The organism is Tissierella sp. (genome assembly GCF_032104385.1).
GTDB lineage: Bacteria > Bacillota > Clostridia > Tissierellales > Tissierellaceae > Tissierella.
On record NZ_DAMCHJ010000004.1, the window covers coordinates 118,032 to 134,125 of the forward strand.

At 30.7% G+C, this 16,094-nt stretch carries 15 protein-coding genes and 1 riboswitch; of the genes, 13 read left to right on the plus strand and 2 right to left on the minus strand.

Annotated elements, in window-relative coordinates:
• The first annotated feature begins 2 nt into the window (after nucleotides 1-2).
• From lipA to RT714_RS06420, 7 genes are all read left to right on the plus strand, one after another.
• The gene (gene lipA, locus RT714_RS06390; protein WP_313756752.1) at nucleotides 3-845 is read left to right on the plus strand and encodes a lipoyl synthase; all 843 of its coding nucleotides are present in this window, start codon (nucleotides 3-5) and stop codon (nucleotides 843-845) included.
• 173 nt (nucleotides 846-1,018) lie between these two features.
• Complete coding sequence (locus RT714_RS06395) at nucleotides 1,019-1,663, plus strand: corrinoid protein (protein WP_313756753.1); 645 nt, start codon at nucleotides 1,019-1,021, stop codon at nucleotides 1,661-1,663.
• A gap of 17 nt (nucleotides 1,664-1,680) precedes the next feature.
• On the plus strand, nucleotides 1,681-2,754 hold the full coding sequence (locus RT714_RS06400; RefSeq protein ID WP_313756754.1) for a uroporphyrinogen decarboxylase family protein: 1,074 nt from the start codon (nucleotides 1,681-1,683) through the stop codon (nucleotides 2,752-2,754).
• Nucleotides 2,726-3,772 (plus strand): uroporphyrinogen decarboxylase family protein, encoded by a 1,047-nt coding sequence (locus RT714_RS06405; RefSeq protein ID WP_313756755.1) that lies wholly within the window; start codon nucleotides 2,726-2,728, stop codon nucleotides 3,770-3,772. The genes RT714_RS06400 and RT714_RS06405 overlap by 29 nt, the downstream gene beginning before the upstream one ends.
• A complete protein-coding gene (locus tag RT714_RS06410; RefSeq protein WP_313756756.1) occupies nucleotides 3,763-5,487 on the plus strand; it encodes an ASKHA domain-containing protein in 1,725 nt (574 codons plus the stop codon). The genes RT714_RS06405 and RT714_RS06410 overlap by 10 nt, the downstream gene beginning before the upstream one ends.
• A gap of 13 nt (nucleotides 5,488-5,500) precedes the next feature.
• A complete protein-coding gene (locus RT714_RS06415; protein WP_313756757.1) occupies nucleotides 5,501-6,361 on the plus strand; it encodes a uroporphyrinogen decarboxylase family protein in 861 nt (286 codons plus the stop codon).
• Between the two features lie 117 nt (nucleotides 6,362-6,478).
• A riboswitch (Fluoride riboswitch) is annotated at nucleotides 6,479-6,537 on the plus strand.
• A 51-nt stretch (nucleotides 6,538-6,588) separates the two neighbouring features.
• The gene (locus RT714_RS06420) at nucleotides 6,589-7,764 is read left to right on the plus strand and encodes a sodium:proton antiporter (protein ID WP_216544480.1); all 1,176 of its coding nucleotides are present in this window, start codon (nucleotides 6,589-6,591) and stop codon (nucleotides 7,762-7,764) included.
• 59 nt (nucleotides 7,765-7,823) lie between these two features.
• On the opposite strand, the gene RT714_RS06425 is transcribed toward RT714_RS06420, so the two are convergent.
• Both RT714_RS06425 and RT714_RS06430 read right to left on the minus strand, forming a co-directional pair.
• Nucleotides 7,824-8,024 (minus strand): helix-turn-helix domain-containing protein, encoded by a 201-nt coding sequence (locus RT714_RS06425; RefSeq protein WP_216544479.1) that lies wholly within the window; start codon nucleotides 8,022-8,024, stop codon nucleotides 7,824-7,826.
• Between the two features lie 55 nt (nucleotides 8,025-8,079).
• On the minus strand, nucleotides 8,080-8,667 hold the full coding sequence (locus tag RT714_RS06430; RefSeq protein WP_313756758.1) for a 5' nucleotidase, NT5C type: 588 nt from the start codon (nucleotides 8,665-8,667) through the stop codon (nucleotides 8,080-8,082).
• A gap of 183 nt (nucleotides 8,668-8,850) precedes the next feature.
• Between RT714_RS06430 and RT714_RS06435 the strand changes: the two genes are divergently transcribed.
• From RT714_RS06435 to hisD, 6 genes are all read left to right on the plus strand, one after another.
• Entirely contained in the window at nucleotides 8,851-10,593 is a 1,743-nt protein-coding gene (locus RT714_RS06435; RefSeq protein WP_313756759.1) for an ABC transporter ATP-binding protein, read from the plus strand.
• A complete protein-coding gene (locus tag RT714_RS06440; RefSeq protein ID WP_313756760.1) occupies nucleotides 10,583-12,325 on the plus strand; it encodes an ABC transporter ATP-binding protein in 1,743 nt (580 codons plus the stop codon). The genes RT714_RS06435 and RT714_RS06440 overlap by 11 nt, the downstream gene beginning before the upstream one ends.
• A gap of 44 nt (nucleotides 12,326-12,369) precedes the next feature.
• Nucleotides 12,370-12,852 (plus strand): acyl-CoA thioesterase, encoded by a 483-nt coding sequence (locus RT714_RS06445; protein WP_313756761.1) that lies wholly within the window; start codon nucleotides 12,370-12,372, stop codon nucleotides 12,850-12,852.
• Nucleotides 12,853-13,221: 369 nt separating this feature from the next.
• Nucleotides 13,222-14,184, plus strand: coding sequence for an ATP phosphoribosyltransferase regulatory subunit (locus RT714_RS06450; RefSeq protein ID WP_313756762.1), 963 nt, complete (start codon nucleotides 13,222-13,224; stop codon nucleotides 14,182-14,184).
• A gap of 1 nt (nucleotide 14,185) precedes the next feature.
• On the plus strand, nucleotides 14,186-14,809 hold the full coding sequence (gene hisG, locus RT714_RS06455) for an ATP phosphoribosyltransferase (RefSeq protein ID WP_313756763.1): 624 nt from the start codon (nucleotides 14,186-14,188) through the stop codon (nucleotides 14,807-14,809).
• A gap of 1 nt (nucleotide 14,810) precedes the next feature.
• Nucleotides 14,811-16,094 (plus strand): histidinol dehydrogenase, encoded by a 1,284-nt coding sequence (gene hisD, locus RT714_RS06460; protein WP_313756764.1) that lies wholly within the window; start codon nucleotides 14,811-14,813, stop codon nucleotides 16,092-16,094.

The following is a 16,094-nucleotide window of genomic DNA, read 5'->3' on the forward strand; positions in this document are numbered from 1 at the left end:
AAATGCATTTAAGAAAACCAGAGTGGATTAGAGTGAAGATGCAAGGAGGGGATGTGTCGAATAAGGTTGATGCTTTATTATCAGACCTTTCACTAAATACAGTATGTGACGAGGCAAACTGCCCCAATAGAATGGAATGTTTCGCACGAGGTACAGCTACTTTTATGATATTAGGCAGAAACTGTACTAGAAATTGTACTTTTTGTAATGTAACTAGGGAAATGCCTGATAAAGTAAATCCAAGGGAACCAGAAAATGTGGCTAAGGCTGTGGCCAAACTAGGTTTGAAACATACAGTTATTACATCAGTTACTAGAGATGATTTAGAGGACCAAGGAGCTAACCAATTTGCAAAAGTTGTAGAGGAAATAAGAAAAACCACTCCAAAGGTAACTATTGAATTACTTATACCTGATATGCAGGGAAATGAAGAATTAATAGATATTATAATAAATACAGAACCACATATATTAAATCACAATGTAGAAACGGTACCAGAATTATATGATGAGGTTAGACCGATGGCAATATTTGAAAGGTCAATAGAACTACTTAATTATGTAAAGAAGAAAAAGCCAAATATGAAAACTAAATCAGGCATTATGCTAGGATTAGGGGAGACTAAAGAACAAGTAATAGATGTATTTAAAAGATTAAGGGAAGTTGATTGTGATATGTTAACATTAGGACAATACCTACAACCTACTACGAAGCATATTCCAGTAGTAGAATATATTACACCGGAACAATTTGATGAATATAAGGAAATTGCACTATCTATGGGATTTAAGAGAGTGGCATCGGCACCACTTGTTAGAAGCTCATATTATGCAGAGGATTTTTAGAATAATATATTAGGAGCAAGAGATATCAAGGTATTGATTTCTTTTGCTCCTTTTATTGTTTATAACCATTTCTATATCAGCTGCTTAACCTATTAATAATATCTATTAGAATAGTATTGTGAATTAATATACAATAATAATTAAGAAATCTAGTAAATTAAGGAGGAGTGGAGATGAATGAAGAAAGCTTGTTTCAACAAATAAGTGAGGCTGTAGTTGAGATGGAAGATGAGCTAGTAGAAGAGCTTTGCAATAAGTCCTTAGAATTCTCCATACCAGCAGAAAAGACTATTACTAAGGGACTGGTGGCAGGTATGGATAGGGTGGGACAACTTTATGAGGAACAAGAGTATTTTCTGCCAGAAGTACTTACGTGCTCAGATACATTAAATATAGGTTTGGATATATTGAAACCACATATAAGTACGGAAATTAGTGATAATCCTATAAAAGTAGTTATCGGAGTTGTTGAGGGAGATACCCATGATATAGGAAAAAACCTAGTAAAGATAATGACAGAATCTGCTGGAATTGAGGTATATGATCTAGGTAGGGATGTTCCTCTTAAAAACTTTATAACTGTAGCGGAAGAAGTAAAAGCCAATTTCATATGTATGTCAACTTTAATGACCACTACTATGATGGGAATGAAGACAGTAATAGATATGTTAAAGGAATATAATATAAGGGATAAATACAAGGTGATGATAGGCGGTGGACCCATATCCCAAAGATTTGCCGATGAGATAGGAGCAGATGCATATACTGTAGATGCAAATGAAGCTGTAAAAAGAATTAAGTTATTAGCTGGTAATTAATTAGAGGGGGAATAGAATTGAAAAAAGATCAGATGACTCCTAAGGAAAGAATGGCGGCTTTTTCAAAAGGGATTGAAATAGATCGTATACCATGTACTCCACATATGGGTGTAACTATGGCACCATTTATAAATATACCATTAAAGGAATACTATCATTCGGCAGAAAGAATGGCAGAATTAGAGTTGGCACTTTTTAAAAGATTAAGACATGATGGTGTAAGTGTTTCAGCTACTTTAAGAGGGGTGGCTGAGGCAATGGGGTCAAAGATGTACTACCCTGAGAACAATATTTCTTTGATGGAAGCACCAGCTATAAACAAGGTAGATGAAATCGAAAATCTAAAGCCTTCTAATCCAGAAAAGGATGGCAAATTACCATTAGTTTTAAGGGCAGTAAAAATTATAAAAGATAGTATAGGGCGTGAAGTAAATGTTGGGGCAGGATTAGCAGGCCCTTTTAGTACGGCAGCATCTGTAGTAGGGACGGAAAATCTTTTAAAATGGATGCTAAAATATCCAGATAAGGTTCATATACTAATGGAGATAGTTACGGAATCAAATAATAGATTTATAGAAAAAGCAGCAGAATTAGGTGTTGGCGTAGGATTATCTGACCCTGTTTCTTCCACCAGCTTAATAAGTGTTAAGCAGTTTAAGGAATTTTCTGCACCATATATTAAGAAAAATGTAGATAAGATGAAATCTTTGACAGGAAATAGTATTTCAATTCATATTTGTGGTAAAAGTAAGGATATTTGGGAGTCAGTGATGGATACAGGAGTTTCAAGTTTTAGTATAGATAATGTAGAGGATCTTCAAGATGCTAAAGAAATAATGGGAGATAGAATTACAATATCGGGAAATGTGCCGCCAGTTGATGTAATGCAAAAAGGGACAAGAGAAGATGTGCTTAAAGCTGCGAAAGAATGTATCAGGAAGACCTATGGCACTAAAAAAGGATATGTACTTAGTTCTGGATGTCAAATTCCAATGAATACCCCTATGGAAAATATTGATGCATTAATGGATGCTGCTAGGCTCTATGGCAGTTATCCAATTAATGAAGAATTATTATTTAGTAAAGATTAGGAGAAGATACATGAATGAAAAAGATAGGATATTAAAAACCCTTAGGGGTGAAAAAGTAGATAGGCCTCCAGTGATATGTCCAGGAGGTATGATGAATGCAGCAGTTACAGAAGTTTTAGAAGGGATGAAGTCAAACCATAATACCGATATAGATGCTATGGTTGCTACTGCCATTAAGATAAGAGAAATCATAGGATTTGAAAACTACGGAGTACCTTTTTGTATGACCTGTGAAGCAGAGCCATTTGGTGTTGTCATTAGTGAAGGTGATAAAAACAATGAACCAAGAATATTGGAGTATAACAAAGCTTCTTTAGAAGATATAATGAATGATTCTTATCCCCATTTATCCATAAATTCTAGAGGTGAAACCGTAATTAAGGCAATAAAAATCCTAAAAAATGATGAAATTCCTGTAATAGGTAATATAACAGGACCAATAAGTACTGCTACTTCCATAGTTGATCCCCTTAAATTGTTTAAGATGCTAAGAAGAGAACCTAATGAGGCATATAGATTTATTGAATATGTAAATGATTATTTAATAGAATATGCAATAAAGATGGTAGAGGCAGGAGCTGATATCATAGCAATATCTGACCCTACAGCAACTGGTGAAATATTGGGACAGAAAAATTTTGATAAGTTTGCAATGCCCATGTATATAAAATTTTTAGAGAAAATGAAAAAGACAAACACATCTGTAATAATTCATATATGTGGTGATGCAAAAACAATCATTGATAGCCTAAATTCTTTAGACGTAGATGCACTTAGCTTTGATTCCATAGTAAATATGAGGTTTGCAAAATCCAAGCTTAGGACAAAGCTCATGGGCAATGTAAGTACATTACTGCTGCAAAACGGCTCTATAGATAAAATTATTTCCATTACAAAGAATGCCATGAATTCTGGTGTAGATATTGTGTCCCCGGCTTGCGGACTTGGTATGTCTACACCTATAGAAAATCTTAGGACCATGACAGATTATGTGAAAGGAAGTATAAAATGGCTATAGTTAAATTTATTAAAGAAGGTATAAATGTTAAAGTAGAGAAAAATAAAACCTTATTAGATGCTATTAGACAGGCAAAATTAGATATAGAAACCCCATGCAATGGTATGGGGTTTTGTGGTAAATGTAAGGTAATAGCCAGAGGACAATTATCAGTCCCAAGTAATGAAGAAAAAAGAAATATAGATGAAAGTGTAGATGAAAGATTGTCATGTATGGCAATGGTTCTTGGAGATGTAGAAGTAGAGTTAATTCAAAATGAAAAGATATTAAAAACAATAAATAAGGGGGTTAGCATTGAAGTACCAGTAAATAGCCCTGTAAAGATTATTAAGCTTCCGAAGATTGATAAAAGCAATTCTGCTCCATATTCTGATTATTTAGGATATGACTTTAATTCATTAGGATTATATAGAAAGATAAGTAATATAGAAGAAAATAATATTAAAGAAATATGGGGTGTTGTATTTGAGGATAGAATATTGGATATTAGCAGCTATGAAAAAAACATCCTTGGAATAGGAATAGATATTGGAACAACAGGCATTTCCTATTATCTAGTAGAATTATCTAAGGGTGAGATAATCGAAAAATTGTCTTCCTTAAACCCTCAAGTGCAATTTGGTGGAGATGTACTTACAAGAATTGCATATTGTATGGAAGAACCATTGGGAGCAATTAAGTTGCAAGAATTAATAGTAAATGAAATAAACAATACAATAAGGAAATTAGTAGGTAATTCTTACAATATAGATGATATTTATCATATTGTAGTTTCAGCAAATACAACTATGCTACATCTTCTATTGGGAATAAATCCTAAATCATTGGCTAAAGCACCTTATAGACCAATATTCTTAAGTATAAAAGATATTAAAGCAAAGGATATATCCATTATAGCCAATGAAGAGGCAATACTTAGTATAATGCCATCTGCTTCCGCCTATGTAGGGGGAGATATAGTAGCAGGGATCATGGCTTCGGATTTTCAGGATAATAGTAAAGCCTTATTTATTGATATCGGTACAAATGGAGAGTTGGCAGTTATAAAGGACGGAAAACTTATATCTACATCTACAGCAGCAGGCCCTGCTCTTGAGGGAATGAATATAGAATGTGGATGTCGTGCACAGAAGGGAGCTATAGAGAAATTTCATATAGATGAGGAATATAACATCCATTATGGAACAATAGGAGATGAAGAGCCTTTAGGAATTTGTGGCAGTGGATTGATAGATATAGCCGGGGCTTTAGTCAAGAGAAATATATTAATGAAATCTGGTAGATGGAATAAAAACCTTCATCCTAAATTAGCTAAAAGATTAGTGGATAAGAAATTCTATATTACAGACAATATATTTATTTCCCAGAAGGATATAAGGCAAATCCAATTAGCAAAGGGAGCTATCGCTGCGGGTTTGATTTTAATGTTAGAGGAAATAGGATTAACAATAGAGGAGATACCAAAAGTATATATTGCAGGTGCATTTGGATATCATGTAAACCCTGATAATATAAAGATCATAGGGCTTATACCTAAAGGGTTTAGTGGAGAGATATCTTTCCTTGGAAATACCTCATTAGAGGGTTCAAGACTAGTTTTAATAAATAGAGAATGTCTTGAAAATGTATATAGAATCAAGAGAAATATGGAAGTATTGGAGTTATCCCTTAGGGAGAACTTTCAAGATATCTTTGTATCTCAACTAAATTTTTAGGGAAGGTGAAGAAATGGAATTTCAAAATATTTTTAAATGTGTTGCAAATACAGTAGATACAATTCAAGATTCTATTTTAGAAGAATTAAATCTATCATTTGAAGAAGCAAATAACCATGCCCATAAGATGACTATACTTTCAAGGAGCATAAAAGAACATAATGGAAAGGGATATTGTAGGTTACCATTTTGCCATACTGTAGAAGCTGAAGCCTTGGGTTCTACGGTAATATTTGATGAAAAAGTAGGTAATAGGATTGGTAAATATGGAATTAGTCAAATAGATGAAATTGAGAACATATCAAAAATAGACTTGAATAAAGGAAGAATTTCAAAGGTTCTAGAAGCCATAAGTATATTAAAAAGAGATGGAGAAAGGGTAATAGTTGATGTAACAGGTCCAATTAGTATAGCAACATCCATCATGGATAGTAAATTATTTTATAGTACTATTAGAAAAGATAAAGATAAGGTTATTAAATTATTAGAAGTAATAGAAGATAGCATAGTAGATTTTACTTTAGGGGGTATTGAACAAGGGGCAGATATTATTTCTTTTGCAGATCCTACGGGCACTATAGATATAATTGGACCAAAGATATATGATGAAATAGGGGGAAGGTCTGTATATAATATAATAAAAAGGATAGAAAGTAAACTAGATAGTAGTATTATACATTTATGTGGCAAAACATCTACTTCCCTTGAATATATAGGGCTTTTAGAAACTGAAGAAATAGAAGTAGAAGGTAAAAATTATTTTGAGATGATAGAGAATATAAAGAAGGAAAGAAAAGATATTAAATTTATCGGCCATTGGTGCTTGAAGCTGGATAAAAAAGATAATATATTGATTAATTGTAGACTAAAATAGATTAAAAGCATATTAATATTATTTTGATTGAATGGCAATATATAATGGATTGCTATTTTAGTATATATAAGTTATACTAATTTATATACGTCTTAAAATATTGTATAATATGTAATAAATAATATAGGTCATGGGGTTGACCTTAACTGCTATATGCTAATAACTCCTACAGATATGGGATATCTGTAGGTTTTTTTATGCCTAATTTTAATAGGAGGAGTGATGATATGGCAACAAGTTTAGCTATTATAATAATATTGGGGCTTATGGCAAATGCAATATTTACTAGAATAAAATTACCAGGATTGTTAGGTATGATTATTGTAGGTATTCTTATAGGACCATATGGACTTAAGTGGCTTAGTGAAGACATTATAAGGGTTTCAGCTGATTTTAGAAAGATTGCATTAATTATAATATTACTTAGGGCTGGATTTGGAATTAGCAAGGAAGATTTAAAAAAGGTTGGTGCTCCTGCAATAAGGCTAAGTTGTATACCAGGTTTATTTGAAGGTTTTGCAATAGCAACTATGTCTATGAACATATTTGAATTCAACTTTGTACAAGGAGGCATATTAGGCTTTATAATTGCAGCTGTATCTCCAGCAGTTATTGTACCTGCGATGCTTAACTTTATGGAAAGAGGACTTGGTGAAGATAAAGGGATACCTACTTTAATATTGGCTGGAGCTTCTATTGATGATGTTTTTGCTATTACGATTTTTTCCACATTTTTAGGAATATATAGTGGTTCTAAAATCAATATAGGTATGAGGATTTTAAGCATTCCAGTATCTATTATTTTAGGAGTATTGGTTGGGGCAGTTATTGGAGTGCTGTTAGTTAGATTTTTTAAAAAGTATTCCATAAGGGATACGAAAAAAGTATTATATATTATTGGAGCTGGAATTCTTCTTGCAGCTTTTGAAGATTTAATTAAGTCCAAGATAGAGATTGCAGGGCTATTAGGTGTTATGACAATAGGATTTATCGTACTTGAAACTATGCCGGATGTAGGGAAAGGAATGGCTGTAAAGCTAAATAAAATTTGGGTATTTGCAGAGATATTATTATTTGTGTTGGTAGGTGCACAAGTAAATATTTGGCTGGCATTAGATGCTGGTCTTAGGGGTATATTACTAATTGTTATAGGGTTATTTGCTAGAAGTATAGGAGTAATATTATCCTTAGTAAAAACTAACCTTAATATAAAGGAAAAGATATTTTGTATTATAGCTTATATACCAAAAGCAACTGTACAAGCGGCTATAGGGGGAATCCCTTTATCTTTAGGAGTAGAGTCAGGAGATTTAATTTTATCTATAGCAGTTTTGTCTATTGTTCTTACTGCACCTGTAGGAGCAATAGGAATTAGTCTAAGCGGAGAAAAACTATTATCATAAATAAACATTGTCCTTAAATATAAGGGTATTTTTAATCAATAAAAGTGGATATAAGTAACTTATATCCTTAAGACTAAATCATCTACCTTGACACCTAAAACTTCTGCTAATAAGATTACTTTGTTAAAAGCAGGATTTTTCTTTGTTCCTCGCTCTAACTCTTCAATATAAGATTTAGAGATATGAGTAAATTTTGCTATATCCAATGTAGTATATCCTTTTTTATTCCTTAGTTCCCTTACCTTTGAACCATTTAGCATAAAAATCCTCCTCTAAAATATTATATTTAATTATACTTAATATAATCTAAAATTATTATGCAATTCTAAAATCATTATATTGTTCTGCAATACTTTCGATTATGATCTCTATTTCATACCAATTTGTTACACGAGTAACCTTAGATGGTAATGACCCTCTGTTGTAGTTACAGTCTATAAGCAATACTTCAAATCCAGATTCAGCTAGCTGTATAGCATTTTCATAGCGATCTTCTATAAAGATATCACAATTTAAATCCTTTGCAGTGCCAACTTTATTATGAGAACCTAATAATGTTAATGAATCCATAGGGATTTTATGATGAGAAAGCCACATATAAGTTACAGCCTTCATTCTTTCTTCTCTTGCAGTAACAAAATGGATCCCATGTTCTTTGTACAAATTATCAAGAACTCTTTTTACACCTTTTCTGATTTGGGATTCTAGATGCAATGCTTCACCGTATAAAGCATAAAATAGCTCATAGGCTGTTCTATCTACACCTAAAACCTCATGTATTTCGTATACTGTCACATCTTTAGGTGTGATTTTGGTATTAAAATAATCATTTACTCTAGGGAGCCAGTAATAAGCTTCAGTAATAGTTCCATCAATATCAATACATAAATTTAATTCTTTCATTATTTCCCCTCCTATATTTATATTGTGCTTTGATTATACAATATAAATATAAATTGTCTTTTAATAGTAAGTTAAGTTTAGGTAAAGAATTATAATGCAGAAACAAAAGCCAATAGACATCCCAGAATAAAATGATTAGAATATACATAATGAGATTTTAAAATAAAAGGAATGAAAACTATTATGAAAGATATAAAATTTAAAGAAGTCAAGAATCCAAACAAGATAATTAGTTATTGGAAAAATGAAAAGTTTATTGTAATATTGATTATATTTTTTGGCTTGGCATATAATATTGGAATTGTTCTAGGACCTATTTATCAGGGAAAATTAATAGACTCTATTTTGAGAGGAGAAAGTCTATCTGATTTAATAGTTCTAGGAATTAAATTTGTTGTTATTATTAGTACAATTCAAATGATGAGATATTTTAAACGTCTTTATATAAGAATGTTTGCCAACAATACCAGTGCTACAATGCGTTTTATGATATATAATGATATTATTAATAAAAGTATTATGGATTTGGATAATGAAAACATGGGGAACTTAATGACAAAGGTTATTTCAGATGTGGAATTATGTGTAGAAGGTATGCGTAAGTTCACCACAGAGGTATTTGATACAGGTGTAGTTATGATATCATACTTTATTTCAATGCTTATTTACGATGCAAGGATAACCATTGTGGCATCTGTTTTTATTCCTATTGCTATTATCTTAGCTGAAAAGCTTAAAGTCCTTATATATAAATATTCCACTGCATTTCGTAAAAAAAGTAGTGAGGTTGCTGATTTAACATATAGGAGTATTGAAAATGCTATTCTTTATCGTGTCAATGGAATTGAAAGTCAGAATCAAGAAAGATACAATATAGAGTTAGAGGATTTAAAAGATAAGGCAATTAAGTCTGATATTCTAGAAAACTCTATGCAACCAATTTATAAACTTATTGCTCTGTTAGGAGTTATTTTTGTAATATATTTAGGTGGAAATAAAGTAATAGCTGGTAGTTGGACCGTTGGGGTTTTTTCTGCTTATATATCAATTTTTATTTCAATGGCAACTAAGGCAAGTAAGGCGGCAAAATTATTTAATTCTGTGCAGAAATCCCAAGTATCATGGAAAAGAATTAGACCTTATCTTTCCCACTATTATAGGAAGGATATTACTACTAAGATTAAAAAGGGTGAAACAAATCTTATTGTTAGAGACCTTAGCTTTAAATATCCTAACAGTAAAGATAATATTATTGAGCATATCAATTTTGAAGCTAGAAAAGGAGAAATTATCGGTATAACAGGTCCTATAGCATGTGGGAAGACTACTCTTGGCATATCTCTACTGGGACAATATCCTTATATGGGAAGTATAAAGATAGATGGAAAGGAACTAAAAGATTATTCAGAGTATGAACGCAGCCAGATGATTTCTTATTTAAGCCATAAGTCCCAACTACTTTCAGATACAATTTATAACAATATTACCCTTGGAGATGCTCAAGACATTAATTATGTTTTAAAAGATGTTTGTTTTGAGGATGATTTAAAAGCTATGCCCAAAAGAGAGTTTACTATGGTGGGGAATAATGGAATTCGCCTAAGTGGAGGGCAACAATCAAGAATAGCTATTGCTAGAACTTTAGTAAGAAAAAATAAAATCATTATTTTAGATGATCCGTTTTCAGCAATTGATATGAAAACTGAAGAAATGATAATTGAAAATTTAAGAAAGAATTATAAAGAGAGTATAATCATTTTAATTTCTCATAGATTGAGTATTTTCAATAAAATAAATAAAATTCTGCTAATTAACAGTGATAAGAAAGTGGATTATGGAACACATGAGGAATTGATGAAAGATTCTAGACTGTATAGAGCCATATATACTTTACAAAGCAGTGGAGGTGGAAAGGATGAAATCTAATTTAGTAAAAGAAACTTTTAAGAATGTAATTAAAGATAATCTTATAGTATTTCTATTACTTATAATCATTATTATAGGAATAGTTATTATATCCTTACTTCCCCCACAGATTTTAAGAAAGATAATTGATGAAAAATTAGTGCCTAGAGATATTGAAGGGTTGCTGCTATTAGGTATTGCTTATCTTAGCGCTTTAATTTTAATTGGAATATTTGATTTTCTAAAGGAAGCTATTTTAACTATTCTAGGTCAAAAATTTACTAAGGAAATTCGTATGGAGATGATGAAAAAACTAGGAAGAATAAACTCAATATTTTTTTCCTATAATGATTCTGGTTCTATGGTTTCTCGTTTTACTAATGATGTGGATGCTATTAGTTCTTTATTTACATCTGGCATTGTCAGTATGTTAATTGATTTATTTAAAATTATAGGTATTTTAATATCTATTTGGATATTTAGCGTAAGACTTGGGATAATTGTTTTGATTTTATTACCAAATATATATGCTATTATAAGGATATTCCAAAAGAGTATGTTAAAGGCACAAATAGAAAATCGTATATTAGTGGGAAAATTAAACAATCATATTTCTGAAAGTTTAAAAAACATACAGATGATTAAGTCCTTTAGCAAAGAAAATTATATGGAAGATAATTATAAAATATATCTATTGGATAACTATAGGATGATGGAAAAGGTTAATTTTTATGATTCCATATTTTCTCCAATTATTATGATTATTCGTGCTATCATAATTGCTATTGTTGCTGTATTATCATCGAAGCAATTGGGATATCTAGGTATATCTGTAGGCATGGTTGCTGCTTCCATTGAATTAATTTCTAATCTTTTAGGACCAATACAGGATTTAGGTATGGAACTTCAAAGTATTCAAGGAGCTATATCAGGTGTATACAGAGTTAATGAGTTTTATAAGGAGACAGAGGATGATTATAAAGATAATAGCCTGTCTGCTGAAATCCTTATATCAAATAGAAATGATATAAAACTTTCATTTAATAATCTTAGTTTTTATTATGAAGAAGGAAAGGAAATTCTGGAAAATGTAAATCTTAAAATTCAATCACAGGAAAAGGTGGCTTTTATAGGTAGAACAGGAGTAGGTAAGTCAACTTTATTTAAACTAATACTAGGACTGCTTAAACCATCCAATGGAAATATAGCCATAAATGGAGTCGATGTATATAGTATTCCTAATAGTGAAAAGCGAAAAATATTTGGTTATGTAGACCAAAATTTTAATACAATAAATGGTACTGTTGCAGAGCAAGTTAGCTTAGGGGATAAGAGTATTACTAAAGAGCAAATTCAAGAGGCTATAGACTTTGTAGGATTAGGTGATTATGTATTATCATTAGAAAATGGATATGATACAAAGATGGATAATAATCTTTTTTCACAGGGGCAAAAACAATTATTGGCTATTGCAAGAGCCATAGTTACTAATCCACCTATATTGCTTCTAGATGAAATAACTGCAAATTTAGACGCTATTACTGAAGAAAATATAATATCTGTATTACAGAAGGCTAGTGATACACGTACTATATTATCAATATCCCATAGATTATTTTCTATGATTTCTTGTGATACTGTAGTTATTTTAGAAAATGGAAAAATTAAAAATTCAGGTTCACCAGAATTACTTTTAAAAAATGATGAATGGTATCGTAACCATATTGAATTAGAAAAATTAACATGGAGATAATCTTTATTTATTATTAAAGACATAAAAAGATGGAGGAACAAAAGATGAATAATTTAAAACTGTATAATAGTATATTTTTTCCAAAAACAGAAACATCCATATTAATGGAGCCAATTCATAGTAATATTCATGGGAATGTTCATGGTGGAGAATTGATGAAGATAATGGATACTGTAGCAGGTATAACTGCAACAAAACATTGTAAAGGCATTGTGGTTACTGCTAGAATTGATGAAATTGTGTTTCATAAGCCAATTCATGTAGGAAATGTTATTACCTGTATTTCTCAATTAGCCTATGTTGGCAACTCTTCTATGGAAATATTAGTTAGAGTTTTAGTTCATGAAATAGAAAACTATTCTGAGCCTGAAACAGCCTTGACTGCATTTTTTACTATGGTTCATTTAGTGGATAACAAGCCAGCTAAAGTACCAGAGTTAGTTATAACTACTAAGGAAGAGGAAGAGTTTTATAAATTAGGAGAAAAGAAACATAAGGAAATAAAAACAAAACATATTAGTTTATAATATTTTCGTATATAGGGTTCATAGGAACCTTATTTTCATTTTAAAAATTATTGTTGCAAAATAATAATATTAATAGTATAATCAATATAATTATTTAACGCATTATTGCAGTAGTTAGATAAAGCAAGGAGAGAGTATAAATGAAAATATTAAATATTATAAAATCCAATATACAATTTCATCATCATAGGAATGGGGCTTGCTGTTTGAACTGATTATAGTTCATAGGTGCAATCCCTAATTGTGTTGTTATAATTTTGGGGATTGTACCTATGATGGAAGATAAAAGTAGGAGCCATATAGGTATATCTATATGGCTCCTACTTTTTTTATATAAATATTTTTATCATTAGAAAGGCAGGGGAGAAAATGGAATATTTAAAAATGGAAGATGAAATCAAATATTGTAGTAAAAGATATGAATTGCAAAGAAATATTGAAGATAAGTTTTTAGAGGAAGGATATTTTTATATTGAGCTATCTGCTTTTGAAGATTTAAATAAATTTACATCTCTTTATAAAAAAGTAAAAAAGGATTCCTTGGTAAAATTATTGAGGGAAGGTTCTGAAGTATTAATACTTAGACCAGATAATACAACTAGCATTATAAAAAATTTTATTCCTAGATGGCAAGGAGATATAAGCCTTAAATTATTTTACAATTCAACAGTATTTAGAAATAATCCAAACTCAAATATTAGTGAGATAAGACAGTTAGGGGTGGAATATTTAGGAGGGAATACTTTAGCCGTTGATAAAGAAGTAATAGGCATGACATTAGATGTTTTAAATAGATTTAATAATGATTTTATTCTAGAGTTATCAAATACTAAATATATTTCTGGACTTTTGGAGGAAATAGATATAGAAGATTCTCAAAAACAAAAATTAAAGGATTTTATATATTATAAAAATAAATATGAGCTTTTAGAGTATATAAAAAAATTAAATATACCAAAGGATATCTGTCATTGTTTATTCAATATATTAGATTTTCAAGGAGAAATTCTGGAGGTTATAGATATGGCTGAAAATTATTATACAAATAATATTATGGATGAAGCTTTGGCGGAGCTAAGGATATTAGGGGATTTTATTGAAAAAGAAAATTATTCAAAATATGTTCATTTTGATTTATCTATGATTATGGAATTAGGTTATTATGATGGTGTAATTTTTAAAGGCTATTATCCCAATTCATTTGAGGAGATTATATGTGGAGGAAGATATGATTCTTTTACAGAAGAGTTTGGACAAAGAGTTCCTGCAGTAGGCTTTTCTTTAAATTTAGATGAACTAACAAAGGTATATTTAGAAAAGGATGGTGAATAAAATGAATTGTTTAAATATAGCTATTTCAAAAGGCAGGATTGGAAAGGAAGCATGTGATTTATTTAAGAAAGTAGGGCTTGGGAATTCAATAGATTTAGATTCTAGAAAGCTGATTTTTAAAGATGAAGAAAATAAAATTAATTATATATATGTTAAATCTTCAGATGTATTAACCTATGTAGAAAATGGAGTTGCAGATCTTGGTATAGTTGGAAAAGATATTATCTTAGAAAATGAAGGGGATATATATGAGCTTTTAGACTTAGGACTAGGAAAATGTAAATTTGCCATAGCAGGATTAAAAGAACAAAAAAATTATGAAGATGAATTATTAAAGGTTGCCACAAAGTATCCAAGAATTGCTAAAAGATACTTTCATGAAAAAAATCAAAAAATTGATTTAATCAAACTAAATGGCTCTGTAGAATTAGCACCTTTAGTGGGACTTTCAGATGTAATAGTGGATTTAGTTCAAACTGGAAATACACTGAAGGCAAATAATCTTGAAATCATAGAAGAAATGTTTGATATAAGTACTAAACTTATATGTAATAGAATAAGTTACAGATTTAAATATACTAGGGTTGTTAACTTGATGAAACTATTAAAGGCGGTGGAAAACTAGTATGGAGGTTATAAAGGGTTCAGATAGAAAAGAAATATTAAAAAGACTTTTGAGTAGAAGCAAATTAGAAATAGATGAAATAAATTCAATAGTTAAAGATATTTTGTATAACACAAGGATGGAAAAGGATAAAGCTTTAAGAGAATATACTGAAAAATTTGATGGAGTCTTATTAGAAGATTTTTTAGTATCTGAAGAAGAAATAGAAAATGCTTTGAAAAATATAAATAGAGAGTTAAAAGAAGATTTAATAAAGGCAGCAGAAAATATAAAGAATTATCATGAAAAACAATTGAGAAAGTCCTATTTTTTAAAAGAAGATAAAAATATAGTGTTAGGTCAAATTATAAGCCCCTTAGAAAAGGTTGGAATTTATGTACCAGGAGGAAGTGCCTCCTATCCTTCTACTGTATTAATGAATGCTTTACCAGCAAAGATAGCTGGAGTAAATGAAATAACAATGATAAGTCCCCCTAATAAATATGGGAAAATAAAAGATTCTATTCTTGTGGCAGCTTTTATTGCTGGAGTAAATAAAATATATAAAATAGGCGGTGCTCAAGGCATAGCTGCTTTGGCTTTTGGTACGGAAACTGTAGGAAAGGTAGATAAGATAACAGGACCGGGAAATATCTATGTAACATTAGCAAAAAAACAGGTTTCAGGATATGTAGGAATAGATATGTTAGCAGGTCCTAGTGAAATTATGATAATTGCAGATCAATGGGCAAATCCAAAATATATTGCAGCTGATTTAATTTCTCAGGCTGAACATGATAAGATGGCGGCATCTATTTTAGTGACAGATTATGAACCAATTATAGATAAGGTGTTATTAGAATTAGAATTGCAAATTCCATCCCTTGAGAGAAAGGATATCATAAAGAAATCTTTAGAGGATTATGGAATTATTATATTAACAGAATCCTTAGAAGAATCTATAGAAGTAGTTAATGAAATAGCACCAGAGCATTTAGAAATACTAACTGAAAAGCCCTTTGAAATATATAGTAGCATTAAAAATGCGGGGGCTATTTTCTTAGGAGAGTATTCACCAGAGCCAGTAGGGGACTACTTTGCAGGGACAAACCATACTTTGCCTACAAGTTCTACTTCTCGATTTTCTTCTTCGTTATCTGTAGATGATTTCATAAAGAAAACTTCACTTATATATTACAGCAAAGAAGCTTTGCTGGAGTCCAAGGACTCAATCATTAGGATTGCAGAAGAAGAGGGGTTAAGGGGTCATGCAAATTCAGTAAAAATAAGATTTGAGGATGTGTAA